Genomic DNA, 13,211 nt, shown 5'->3' with positions numbered 1-13,211 from the left:
GTGCGGGTCACTGCGCCGCTCGACCCCAGCCAGCGCGTCGACTACCTGTCGATCCTCGAGAACCTGGAGATCGACCCGGGCCAGGCGGTGGCCAAGGTCATCATCAACTCGCGTACCGGCACCATCGTGATCGGCCAGAACGTCAAGGTGTCGCCCGCGGCGGTCACCCACGGCAGCCTGACGGTGACCATCACCGAAGACCCGATAGTCAGCCAGCCCGGCCCGTTCTCCAATGGCGAGACGGCCGTGGTGCCGCGTTCGCGGGTCAACGCCGAGCAGGAAGCCAAGCCGATGTTCAAGTTTGGCCCCGGCACCACGCTTGACGAGATCGTGCGTGCGGTCAACCAGGTGGGCGCGGCCCCCGGTGACCTGATGGCGATCCTCGAAGCCCTGAAACAGGCCGGCGCCCTGCAAGCCGACCTGATCGTGATCTGAGGGGCTGGCCATGGATATGCCTAAAAGCGGCATCAGCGCCGCCGACAGTGGCGCTTACACCGACCTCAATCGCCTCAATTCGCTCAAGGTCGGCGATCGCGACAGTGACGCCAACCTGCGCAAGGTGGCGCAGGAGTTCGAGTCGTTGTTCCTCAACGAGATGCTCAAGTCGATGCGTTCGGCCAGCGATGTGCTGGCCAAGGACAACCCGCTCAACACCGAAACCACCAAGCAGTATCAACAGATGTATGACCAGCAACTGGCGGTGAGCATGTCCCGCGAGGGCGGCGGCATCGGTCTGCAGGACGTGTTGATGCGCCAGCTGTCCAAGCAGAAGGCCAGCAACGCCACGGCCAGCGCCAGCAGCCCGTTCCCGCGGGTCGATATTCAGCAGCGCAGCCTGTGGGCGGCCAAGGTCGCCGACCCGGCCCGTGACGCCACCGCGACCACGCAACGCAACGACATGGCGGCCCTCAATTCGCGGCGCCTGGCCCTGCCGGGCAAGCTTACCGACCGCCTGCTGGCGGGTATCGTACCGGCCGCTGGGGGCAATGCAGCCACCACCAACACGGCAGCCTTGCCCCAGCGCACCACGGCCGCGACCGATGCGCTGGTCAAGGGTGACTGGGCGCGGCGCAAACCTTCGCTGCGCCGGGCGCCATGCGTATCTATGGGCGTGCCGTGGCGCAGCCACCGCTGGCGCCGGCCAAACGTGCCTTCGACTCCAGTGACGAGTTTGTCAGCACCATGCTGCCGATGGCCGAGCAGGCCGCCAAGCGCATCGGTATCGACCCACGCTACCTGGTGGCCCAGGCCGCCCTGGAGACCGGCTGGGGCAAGTCGGTCATGCGTCAGGCCGATGGCAGCAGCAGCCATAACCTGTTCGGCATCAAGGCCACTGGCAACTGGCAGGGTGACCAGGCGCGCGCGATCACCAGCGAATTTCGCGACGGTCGTTTCGTCAAGGAAACGGCAGCGTTCCGTTCCTACGATTCGTACCAGGACAGCTTCCACGACCTGGTCAGCCTGCTGCAAAACAATGCGCGCTATAAAGATGCGGTAAATGCGGCCGATAAGCCTGAACAGTTTGTGCGAGAACTGCAGAAGGCCGGGTACGCAACTGACCCGGACTACGCCAGCAAGATCTCGCAGATCGCAAAACAGATGAAGTCGTACGAGAGCTACGCGGCTGTCGCTACTACAACGAAACTATAAGGTTTGAATTATGGCGAGTTTGATCAATATCGGCTTATCCGGTGCCAGCGCTGCCCAATCGGGCATGCACACCACGGGTAACAACATCGCTAACGTCGATACCGCTGGTTACTCGCGCCAGCAGAATATTCAGAACTCCAAGGCCTCGATCCGGGAAGGCCACGTGTTCATCGGCACTGGCACCACGCTGGCCGACGTACGCCGTGTGTACAACAATTTTCTGGAAAACCAGCTGCGTACCACCAACTCGCTGAACAGCGAGGCCAACGCCTACCTCGACCAGATCACCCCCACCGACAAACTGCTGTCGGACAAGGACACCGGCATCACCGGCGCCCTGCAGAGCTTCTTTACCGCGATGCAAACTTCGGCGGCCAAGCCGTCCGAAGACGCCTCTCGACAGTTGCTGCTGACCAGCGCCCAGGCACTGAGCAAGCGTTTCAACACGATTGCCGCGCAGTTGAACCAGCAGAACTCCAATATCAACGGCAACTTGTCGTCGATGGCCACCCAGGTCAATAACCTGACGGCCACCATCGCCAGTTTCAATGACCAGATTTCCCGCGTGTCGGCGGTGCAGGGCAGCCCTAACGAGCTGCTCGACAAGCGCAACGAAGCGGTGCGTCAGCTGAGCGAACTGGTGGGCGTGGATGTGGTCGAGCGTGAGGGCAACCTTGACGTCTACCTCAAAAATGGCCAGTCACTGGTGCTTGGCAAAACCACCAATACCCTGGACACCGTCGTCAGCCCTACCGATCCGACCCGTTCCAATCTGGTGCTCAACCGCGGTACCACAAAAATCGATATCACCAACAGCATCAGCGGTGGTGAGATCGGTGGCCTGTTGAGCTACCGTACCGAGACGCTTGATCCTGCACTGAACGAGCTCGGTCGTATCGCCCTGGTCGTTGCAGACCAGATCAACAGCCAGATGGCCCAGGGTATCGACAAGAACGGTAACTTTGGTGCGTCCATCTTCAACGACATCAACAGTGCCGCGCTGATCAGTCAGCGCAGCATCGCCAAGGCGGGTAACAACCCACTCACCGGCAATCTGGATGTGACCATCGCAGACAGCGGCAAGCTGAGCACCAGCGATTACCAGATCACGTTCAGCGACAACAACAACTACACGATCAAGAAGCTGCCTGAAGGCACCGATATGGGCGCCTTCAAGCTGGACCAGACACCACCTCCGGTGATCGATGGTTTCACGCTGAACATGAACGGTGGCCTGCCCAGCACAGGTGATTCGTTCAAGATCACGCCCACGCGCGTGCCGCTGCGAGTATTGATACGGTCCTGACCGATCCCAAGCGTATTGCACTCGCGGCACCGCTTTCTGCCACCAGTGGTTCGGGCAACCAGGGCACCGGCATCATCGGGCAGCCAACGTTGACCACGCAGCTCGATATCTACGATGCGACGCAGCGGCTCGAACTCGAGACCGGCCTCAAGTATTCGACCCCGGTCAAGCTGGTGTTTGGCGATGCGAGCGTCACCCCGCAGACTTATACGGTGCACAACGCGAAGGGCGATCCGATTGGCGGCGGCACCATCATTCCCGGGCAGGAAAACAAGCTGCAGATCAATGTGCCGATGGTCGACTCGCTTGGCGCGCCGATTGGTTCGCCGCAGAAGACGTTCAGCTTCGAGATGAGTGTCACCGGTGCCCCCAAGGAAGGTGACAACTACACCATAAGCCTGACCGGTGCCGGCTCGGCCGATAACCGCAACGCGCAGTCGGTGATCGACCTGCAAACCAAGCAGACAGTGGGCATGGATGCGAACGGCAAAGGCGTGAGCATCAACGATGCCTACGGCAAGCTGGTCGAAAACGTGGGTGGCAAGACCGCCCAGGCCAAGCTCGACAGCGATGCCACCGGTGCGCTGCAGAAGTCGGCGATTGCCGCCAGTTCCGCGGTGTCGGGGGTTGACCTCGACGAAGAGACCGGCAACCTGATCAAGTTCCAGCAGTACTACACGGCCTCGTCGCAGATCATCAAGATCGCCCAGGAAATTTTCAGCACGCTGATCAACAGCCTTTAAGGAGACGTAGACCGTGCGCATTTCTACCGCCCAGTTCTACCAGACCAGTACCTCGAACTATCAGCGCAACTTCGCCAAGGCCGTCGAGTCGCAGCAGCAGTCCAGCGACATGCTGCGCGTGCGCACGGCCGCCGACGATCCGGTGGGGGCGGCGCGCCTGCTGCAATTGGAGCAGCAGAAGGGGCTGATCGATCAGTACAGCGGCAATATCACCAACGTGCGCAACAGCCTCAGTACCTCCGAAGCTACGCTCAACAGTGTCACCAACGTGCTGGCACGCGTAAAGGAACTGGCGATCGGGTCCGGCAACCCCGGCATGACCGACAACGACCGCAAGGCAAATGCCCAGGAGCTGGCTCAGCTCGAAGAGCAGCTGTTCAGCCTGATGAACAGCCGTGACGAGAACGGCAAGTACATTTTCGCCGGCTCGCGTGGCGATACCCAGCCGTTCGAGCGCAATGCCGATGGCACCTACAGCTACAAGGGTGATCAGGGCACGACCAACCTGCAGGTGGGTGATGCACTCATCGTGGCAGCCAATGAAAGTGGCTACAGCGTGTTCGAGCAGGCGCTCAACACCAGTCGCAGCCAGACCTCCACGCCGGTTCCGGATGATGGCCGCATCAACCTGTCGAACGGTCAGGTGGGCGCCAACTCGGCCTACAACGATCGATTCCGCAGCGGCGAGCCGTATGTGATCGAGTTCACCAGCAGCACCCAGTTCAAGATCCTCTCGAACAACGGGACAGGCCCTGACGTAACGCTGGAAGCCACCAACGGTGGCAAGTTCGACCCTAAAAGCCTCAATGGCATGGTGTCGTTCCGTGGTGTCGACTTGCGCCTGGGTATCACCTTCCAGCCGGGCGATGAGGCCGATTACGATGCTGCGATCGCCGGCCACAAGATCACGCTGAGCTCCAAGCCTGACAGCATTGACGGTACGCGCAGCGCCGGCAATCCGTCCGATGCGCAGATCAGCAATGTGCAGATCGGCGACAAGGCTGCCTATGACGCCGCCTTCCCCGGTGGTGGTGCGATCATCAAGTTCAAGACCGGCACCACGTACGACGTCTATGCACAGCCGATGACGGCAGACAGCCGTCCAGTGGGCAGTGGCGATACCACCGTCAGCCCGTCGCGGGTGATGGGCGTCGACTTCACGTTCGCTGGTGTGCCACAGGCGGGCGACCAGTTCTCGGTGCAAGTCAACAACCACCAGAACCAGAACGTGCTCGATACCATCCAGGCGTTTCGCAAGGCGTTGCTGACACCGGTGGACAGCGATCCGGCGGCCAGGAAAGCGTTCCAGGCATCGCTCGATTCGGCCATCGCCAACCTTGCCAGTGGCTCGGACAAGGTCTCGGAAGCCATCAGCTCGATCGGTGGACGCGGTGCCGCACTGGACGTCCAGGCGGAAACCAACGAGGCACTGCAGGCGGCCAACACGGTGACGCAGAGCTCGATCCGTGATGCCGATGCGGCAGAAGTACTGATTCGTCTGAACCTGCAGCAGAACATGTTGCAAGCCTCGCAACTGGCGTTCAGCAAGCTTGCCGGACTGGGCTTGTTCAACCGCCTCTGAGTGCGCTCCGCGCACGTTTAGTCCCATGATTTCAGGGCGCCGCGCCAGCTAATGGCCGGCGCCCTTTGTTCAAGAGCCTTGCACCGTGACCACAGTTCCGCTCGTCAGTATTGTCATTCCAGCCTTCAGCCCCCGTTTTTTTGCCAGTGCCCTGCAGAGCGCTCTGGGGCAGTCCCATGCGCAGCTGGAGGTGGTGGTTTGCGATGACAGCACCGATGGCGAGATTAAGGCCATCGTTGATTCATTTGATGGCCAGGAACGTGCACGCGTGCGGTATCAACGCAACCCTCACCAGTTGGGGTTCCAGCGCAACCTGGTGCAGGGGTTGGCACTGGCCAGTGGCGAGTACGTCAAAGTCCTGTGCGACGATGATCGTCTCTTCAGCGACTGTATCGCGCAGCAGGCGCAGGTGCTTTGCGAGCAAGCCGATGTGAGCCTGGTGCTGGCGCATCGGCTGTTGAGTGACGCCGATAACTTCATCTTGCCGATGCGCCTGCAGAACCTGCGCATTGCCATGTTCGACAGTCTGTACCAGGGCGATGACATGCTGTCGATCCTGGATGGTCGGCCCATCAGCTTTCTGGGCAACTTTGCGGCGGCATTGATGCGTACCGCGGATGCTCGGCAATGGCTGGATGCGCTGACCCAGGAAGGCGAGGGCTTTACTGCGCTGCTCGATCAGGCGCTGTTCATCTGCCTGCTGCGTCGCGGCAATATGGTCATGCTCAACAGCAGCCTGGCGGTGGAACGCCTGCATCCCGACCGCCTGAGCAAGCAGCCTGCGGTGCGTGAGCTGGCCAAGACCGAGTGGCGGTGGCTGATGCAGATGCTTTCATCGCGTACCGGCGAACATGCCCCGGCCCATGGTTGGGTGCGTTATGTGGCGTTGACCCAGGCGCACGAGTTGCCTCGCCAATGGCAGGAGGTGTGCCTGGTGCGGGTGCTCGGTAATTGGCAAACGCGCTTGCAGGGGCGTGTGGGCAGCGACTGCGAAAGCTATGCCCAGTTCTATCGGCAGTGGCTCGACTGTCGGCGGTTCAGCGATAGTCAGTTGCGCCTGATGCCCCAGACCATCGCCGCGTGGCCCCGGCAGCCGCGTGTCTTGCCGGTGATTCTGGATGAGCATAACGATCCGGCGGGGGTGCAACTGACACTGGACAGTCTTGCGCAGCAGCAGTATGCGGCGGCCCCGATCACATTGTTGTCAGATGGCCCCGCGCTACCTGGCGCCAGCATTATCCCGTTGGCCTTGCAGTCGTCATGGGTCGATTCGCTCAATGGGCTGATCGCGCAGGCCGCTGAGGGCGACTGGGTCTATCTTTTGCGGGCGGGTGACGTGCTCGGTGCCTCGGCGCTGCTGGTGCTGGCCGAGCGCATCGCGGTGCTGCCAGGGGTGGCATGTATCTACAGTGATGAAGGTGCACTGCTGGAAGGCGAGTCGACCGAGCCGGTGTTCAAGCCGGCGTTCAACCTGGACCTGATGCGTGCTTACCCGTATGTCGGGCGTGCGCTGGCCTTCGACTGTCAGGTCGCGTCCGACCTGGGCGGGTTCGATGTGGCGTTCGACGAACTGGCCCCCCATGACCTGCTGTGGCGTGTGGTGGAATCGGCAGGGCTACAGGCGGTCGAGCACATCGCGGAAGTTCAGTTGGAGTCGACGCTAAGCTTTGCGCAGTGGCTGTCGCTGCCGCAGGTCGTCGAGCACAACGCAACGGTGGTGGCTGCGCACCTTCGACGGCTTGGTGTGGAGCATCGCATTCGCCACGATGAGCTGGCCTTGCTCAACCGTATCGATTACCCGTTGGCGTGCGCACCGCTGGTGTCCGTCATCATTCTGGCAGGTGCTGATCTTCTGGCACTTCAAACCTGCATTCAGGGATTGCTGGAGCGTACCGTCTACGCACCTTACGAGGTACTGATCGTCGCAAGCGACACTGGCACTGGCGATATGCGCACCTGGCTTGACGCCATGGGGCAGGTGGCCGGCGGGTTGTTGCGTGTCCTGTACCCCAGCGGCGCCACGTGCGCAGCGCAATTGCTCAATGTTGCCGGCGATCAAGCCCGTGGCGAATACCTGCTGTTGCTTTCGCCAGCCTCGCAAATCGTCGCTGGCGACTGGTTGGCGGAGCTGGTCAATCATGCGGCCCGGCCCGAGGTGGGGCTTGTGGGTGCCAAGGTGCTCGATCCCCAGGGCAAGATCGTGCATGCCGGTCGGGTACTGGGTGTCGGTAACGGGGTCGGTGATGTGATGCCCGGCGAGCCCGGGTATGGCCGAGGCTACATGCAACGGTTGCAGGTGGCGCAGAACTGGAGTGCCCTGAGCGCTGACTGCCTGATGGTGCGCAAGTCGCTCTACGACAATCTGGGCGGGATGGACGAGGCGATGTTCGACGGCAATCTGGCCCAAGCGGACCTTTGCCTGCGTGCATCGACGCAAGGCTACCTGCTCGTGTGGACGCCATACTCGACGGTGGTGCGAGCGCCGGTGGCCGTGCGCATGGCATCTGAAACCCAGCAGCGCAAGCAGCAGGAAGACTTCTATCTGCGCTGGTTGCCCAAGGTCGTCAATGATCCGGCATACAACCCCAATCTGAGCCTGGCCAGTGCCTCCTTTGCCCTGGAACCAAGTGTTCGGGGCAGTTGGAATCCATTGTGTTCGCGCTCGCTGCCTGCTGTGCTCGGTTTGCCCGTCAATTCCTCGGCCGTCGGGCACTATCGAGTGATCCAGCCATTTCTGGAGCTTGAAGCGGCAGGGCGGGTGGTGGGGCGTGTCAGCCACGAGTCGCCGTCAGTGGTCGAGCTGGCGCGCATGGACCCGGATGTACTGATTCTGCAGCTGCGCCATACCGAAGACTCGGTCAATGACATTGTGCGGCTCAAGACCTTCAGCAATGCCCGGCGTATCTTCGAGATGGATGACTATGTACTCCAGGCCCCCGTCAAGAACACCCATGCACGCAACAAACCCAAGGATACCGAGGCGCAGTTGCGTCGCGGCATCGCCAATTGCGACCGGGTGGTGGTGACTACCCAGGCGCTGGCCAACATGCTGAGCGGCATGCATCAGGACATTCGGGTGGTACCCAACATGCTCGCGGCGCACCTGTGGGACGGGCTGCGCGGCCAGCGCGCGACCTCCGCCAAGCCGCGCGTAGGCTGGGGCGGCGGTACCAGCCACACGGGTGATCTGGAAATCATTGCCGAGGTGGTGCGCGAACTGGCTGACGAAGTCGAGTGGGTGTTCTTCGGTATGTGTCCGGACAAGCTGCGACCTTACATCCACGAATTTCATCCGGTGATCGGCCTGGATCAGTATCCGGCCAAGCTGGCCAGCCTCAATCTCGACCTGGCGCTTGCACCGCTCGAGTTTCATGTCTTCAACGACTGCAAGAGCAACTTGCGGCTGCTGGAGTACGGTGCCTGTGGTTACCCGGTCGTGTGCACCGACACCGAAGCCTACCGCAGTGACCTGCCGTGTACGCGGGTTTACAGCAACAGTACGCAAGAATGGTTGACGGCAATCCGCATGCACCTGGCCGACCCCGATGCCAGTTACCGTATGGGCGATGCACTGCGTGAGGCGGTGCTGCGCGATTACGTGTTGCGTGCCGACAACCTGCAGCATTGGGTCTGGGGGTGGCTGGCGGACTGATGCTCCGCGCGGTGGTGCCATTGCGCCACCGCTGCCTTTGCGCCTGCCGTTGGCGCAGTTCCTGCACACAGTGCGCTTATTGCCAAAAAAACGCCCCAGGCGGCACATTTTTCCATCGGCACGTGGTGCCGTACAGGTGAACTCACACATGCAAGACCGTCAGCCCCAAGTCCCCGTTTCACTGGCTAATCACTTGACCCTGGTGGTGCTCACACACAATCGCCCCGACTACCTGCGACGCACGTTGCGCTACTACAGTGACCTGGCCTGTTCGCTGATTGTCGTCGACACCTCGGCGCAACCTGCCAGCGAGGTCCGGGCACAGTTTCCAGCCGTGGCTTATCACCACGCACCGCCGTTGGCGGGGCAATGTGACGGGGAAAAACTGCGTCAGGCAGTGGAGCAGGTTACAACGCCCTACATGGTGCTTGTGCCCGACAGCGACTTCCTGCTGTTCGATGGCCTGGCCCAGAGCCTGGCGTTCCTGGAGCAGAATGCCGAGTACGGGTTGTGCCATGGCTACACCTTGATGCAATCGCCAGTCGGCGCGCAGACCAAGTATTACGTACGCGACCGCAAGGGGCCTGAGGATTGCTCGCAGGCCACTGCCGCAGAGCGCCTTGGTGCGTTTGCCGAACATTTCATCCCGACGCTGCATGCCGTATGCCGTACCGAACTGGTGCGCAGCTGGTCTGCGGCTGCGGCGACGCTGGGAGGCGACGGGCTCGAACTGGCGCATGGGTTGTTCATGCTGGGCAAGGCCAGGGCGCGGCTGTTGCCGGTAGCCTTCCGAGTTGCCGAGCTCGATCGCAGCCAGACTCAGCCTTATGGTGCATTGGGCGAGCGCCTGGCAGGGCAGGACGGCGCCGCTGAGCCTGTACGCGAACTGTGTGTGGCCGCGCTTGCCGATTTGCCAGAGGCATTCGAGGAGGACGCGCGATCAAGTCGCGTCGAGCTGCTCGAACGTACGCTGGATGGCATTGCACAATGTTTGCGTGAGCAGCGTTCGATGGCCTTCAGGGAAATCCTGCGGTGTAACTGGTCCGCTTCGCATTTGCGCCCTGAATGGCATTTTCAGCCCACCCAGTTTGTTGCATTGCCCTTCTACACGACGGCATTCTTCGATGCCCTGGAAGCCATCGAGTGGCGGGTTCAGTTCCAGCCATGCTCGCCACTGCAGCGCAAACAGCTGGAGTCGACGCTGCTTGCACAGGCCGAACTGCTCGCGCGCCTGCCATTCATTCCCGCCGATCAGCTTCAGGCGCAATTGTTCGATAGCCTGGACGCCTACCCTTTCAATGCACAACTGGTGGCTGCGCTTGAGCAATGCCTTGTCAGCGCGGGGCTCAGTGAGCAGGCACAGCGCTATGCGCAGTGGCGTCAGCGATTGCAAGGGGCTGACGACGTATTCGGCAACAGTCAGTCGGGTCGTTTGCATGCAGTGCTCCACGAGCAGGGCGCAGCAGCCCTGAGCAGCAGTTGCAGGCGTTGCAGGATGCAGGTGGTGGTCCGCTGCTGAGAATTGTGCTGCTGGACCTGGACGGTGATATCGAGCGCCTGCAAGTCTCGCTCGACAGTCTGTTCGAAGGGCACTACAAGCGCTTCCGTCTGGTGGTGTTGACCACTGTGCAGCCACCGGTTGCCACATCGCTGCACGATCGTGTGCATTTTCTGCAGGTGCAGGAAAGCAGCTGGCATCAGCCGCTGATGCAACTGCTTGAGGCAACCGAGTGGAACTGGGTCATGCTGGCACGCAGTGGCGTGCAATTTGCGCCAAACGGCTTGCTGCAGGTTGCACATGATCTGCAACAGGTTTCCGGTTGCCGTGCCGTGTATGGCGATGAGTTGCAGAAGCTCGCCGATGGCACGCTCGACTCGTGGCTGCGCCCATCATTCAATCTCGACCTGTTGCTGTCGCAGCCTCGCATGATGGCTGGGCACTGGCTGATCGAGCGTGACGCGTTCTTCCAGGTCGGTGGCTATAGCGGCCAGTTCCCGCAGGCGGTGGAATTCGACCTGATCATGCGCCTGATCGAGCAGGGCGGCATGCAGGGTATTGGTCATATCGACACGCCGTTGCTCACTGCCCAGCCGGACGAAGTTGAGTTCAATCGCGATGAAATTGGGGTATTGCGTCGCCATCTGGTCAACCGCGGGTTCAATAACGCCGTGGTGCTGCAGTCGCGGCCACGCGTCTATCACCTGCGTTATGGTCATGCCGAGCGACCACTGGTGTCGATCCTGATCCCTACCAAGGATCAGTTGCCGATGGTTCAACGCTGTGTCGAAACCCTGCTTGAGCGTACGCGCTACAGCAACTATGAAATCCTGCTGGTCGACAACCAGAGCGAAACGCCCGAAGCCTTGCAGTGGCTGCAGGGCCTGGAGTCGATGGCGAACCCGAAACTGCGGGTGTTGCGCTATCCGCACCCGTTCAACTATTCGGCCATCAACAACCTGGCCGCAGAGCAGGCGCGTGGCGAATACCTGGTGCTGCTGAACAACGACACCGCAATCACCGAGGGTGACTGGCTGGACGAACTGCTCAATCACGCGCAACGTCCGGAAGTCGGGATCGTCGGCGCGATTGCTGCACGCTGATGGCACATTGCAGCATGCGGGCGTGGTACTCGGGTTGCGTGGGCCTGCCGAGCATCCGTTCATCGGCTCTCAGCCCACGGCCAGCAGCTACATGAATCGTACCCACTGCGACCAGAACTACAGTGCGGTAACAGCCGCCTGCCTGATGATCCGTACTTCACTCTACAAGGCGGTGGGCGGGCTTGATGAGGTGGCGTTCAAAGTCTCCTACAACGATGTCGACCTGTGTCTGAAGGTGGGCGCACTCGGCTACCTTGTGGTGTGGACGCCGCATGCGACGTTGTTGCACGAAGGCAGTGTCAGCCAGCGTCAAGTCGACCCGGCGACCCAGGCACAGAAACAACAGCGTTTCCTGGCCGAGCAGCGTGCCATGTGTGACAAGTGGCAGGCGCTTATCGATGCTGACCCGGCCTACAGTCGACATTTGTCGCGGCACGGGCGAGGGTTCACGGTTGCAGGTGCCGCTGCGGTACGCTGATCGCCCCCTCTGAAGGCACTTGACCTCTCTGCAACAGCGGCTCGCGCCTGGCGCTATCGCCACTGTTGCAGATGACGGAGCGCTGCAAAATATGCGATTGTGAGCGCTTGGCGTGACCTGCAAGTCATAAAGTGCATCTGTAAGTGTACTGCAGGCAAACGCTGCCGGCATTGCGCCCGCCGTGTGTGGTGACGTCTGTGCAATCGATGCCCACGTTCATGCGAGCGGTGAATAGAGCAGCTAATTTTTGGGAAGCCAGAATGATTGGCATTAAAAGCATTGCGAGCTACGTGCCCGCACAGGGCCTGGACAACTATGCCCAAGGCGCCAAGTTTGCCAAGGATGAAGAATTCATCCTAGGAAAGATCGGATCGGCGTTTCTCCCGCGCAAGGCTGACGAGCAGGAAACTTCCGACCTGTGTGTCGAGGCAGCCAATGTGCTGTTCGCCAGCAACCCGCAACTGTCCCGCGATGCCATCGACGCGCTGATTGTCGTCACCCAGAACGGTGATGAAGAAGGCCTGCCGCACACTGCCGCGATCGTGCAGCACAAGCTCGGGCTGCCCACTCACGTGGCGGCGTTCGACATCTCCCTGGGATGCTCTGGCTATGTGTACGGCATCTACGCTCTCAAAGGCTTCATGGAGGCGGCGGGGCTGAAAAACGGTCTGCTTATTACGGCTGACCCGTACTCGAAGATCGTCGACCCTGAAGACCGCAACACCACCATGCTGTTCGGTGATGCCGCCACGGCCACCTGGATGGGCGAGGATGCTGCCTGGACCCTGGGCAAGGCCAAGTTCGGTACCGATGGTGCTGGCGCACCGCATTTGAAGGTCAGTGATGGCGTGTTCTTCATGAACGGTCGTCAGGTCTTCAACTTCGCGTTACTCAAGGTGCCTGCTCATCTGCATGAGTTGCTGGGTGAATCGAGCCTGCAGCCTGGCGATATCGATGCCTTCTGCATTCACCAAGGCAGTGCCGCAATTGTCGATGCAGTGGCGCGCCGTTTTGAGGATGACCCGAGCAAGTTCATCAAGGACATGCTGGAAACCGGCAATACCGTGTCCAGCAGTATTCCGCTGCTGCTGGAAAAGCACGTTCTGGGCTCGGACTTCAAGCGTGTGGCCTTGAGTGGTTTCGGCGTGGGGCTGTCTTGGGGCTCTGCGATCATCCAGCGCGCCGGACAGTAGGCGCGC

General features: G+C 61.1%; 7 protein-coding genes and 2 pseudogenes. All 9 read left to right on the top strand.

All coding sequences use genetic code 11. From position 1 onward, the window contains the following. Positions 1–435 (top strand): flagellar basal body P-ring protein FlgI (locus G3436_RS10700; RefSeq protein ID WP_178116404.1); only part of this gene is annotated, 435 nt, incomplete at its 5' end. 10 nt (positions 436–445) lie between these two features. Next, positions 446–1,650: pseudogene (gene flgJ, locus G3436_RS10695) on the top strand (flagellar assembly peptidoglycan hydrolase FlgJ). 10 nt (positions 1,651–1,660) lie between these two features. Next, positions 1,661–3,699, top strand: a pseudogene (gene flgK / locus G3436_RS10690) (flagellar hook-associated protein FlgK). Between the two features lie 13 nt (positions 3,700–3,712). Then, positions 3,713–5,281, top strand: coding sequence for a flagellar hook-associated protein 3 (locus G3436_RS10685; RefSeq protein ID WP_163944574.1), 1,569 nt, complete (start codon positions 3,713–3,715; stop codon positions 5,279–5,281). An 85-nt stretch (positions 5,282–5,366) separates the two neighbouring features. Continuing rightward, positions 5,367–8,933 carry a glycosyltransferase gene (locus G3436_RS10680; RefSeq protein ID WP_163944571.1) on the top strand — a complete coding sequence of 1,189 codons (3,567 nt, stop codon included), beginning with the start codon at positions 5,367–5,369 and terminating at the stop codon, positions 8,931–8,933. Further along, positions 8,827–10,452, top strand: a complete 1,626-nt coding sequence (locus tag G3436_RS10675) for a TIGR00180 family glycosyltransferase (protein ID WP_338001238.1) — start codon at positions 8,827–8,829, stop codon at positions 10,450–10,452. Before G3436_RS10680 ends, G3436_RS10675 begins: the two co-directional genes overlap by 107 nt. Beyond that, positions 10,413–11,534 (top strand): glycosyltransferase family 2 protein, encoded by a 1,122-nt coding sequence (locus G3436_RS10670; RefSeq protein WP_243667099.1) that lies wholly within the window; start codon positions 10,413–10,415, stop codon positions 11,532–11,534. The genes G3436_RS10675 and G3436_RS10670 overlap by 40 nt, the downstream gene beginning before the upstream one ends. After that, the gene (locus G3436_RS10665) at positions 11,521–12,012 is read left to right on the top strand and encodes a glycosyltransferase family 2 protein (protein WP_163944562.1); all 492 of its coding nucleotides are present in this window, start codon (positions 11,521–11,523) and stop codon (positions 12,010–12,012) included. Before G3436_RS10670 ends, G3436_RS10665 begins: the two co-directional genes overlap by 14 nt. A 260-nt stretch (positions 12,013–12,272) precedes the next feature. Then, a complete protein-coding gene (locus G3436_RS10660) occupies positions 12,273–13,205 on the top strand; it encodes a ketoacyl-ACP synthase III (protein ID WP_163944559.1) in 933 nt (310 codons plus the stop codon). Positions 13,206–13,211: the final 6 nt, after the last annotated feature.

This window comes from Pseudomonas brassicae (assembly GCF_010671725.1).
GTDB lineage: Bacteria > Pseudomonadota > Gammaproteobacteria > Pseudomonadales > Pseudomonadaceae > Aquipseudomonas > Aquipseudomonas brassicae.
The sequence above is the reverse complement of the archived record's forward strand: the minus strand, read 5'-3'. Positions and strand labels throughout refer to the sequence as shown.

What these genes read in the sequence shown, in the direction of transcription:
- G3436_RS10660 (WP_163944559.1), top strand. Translation starts at nt 12,273, where the DNA reads ATGATTGGCATTAAAAGCATTGCGAGCTACGTGCCCGCACAGGGCCTG.
- G3436_RS10675 (WP_338001238.1), top strand. Translation starts at nt 8,827, where the DNA reads ATGCCAGTTACCGTATGGGCGATGCACTGCGTGAGGCGGTGCTGCGCG.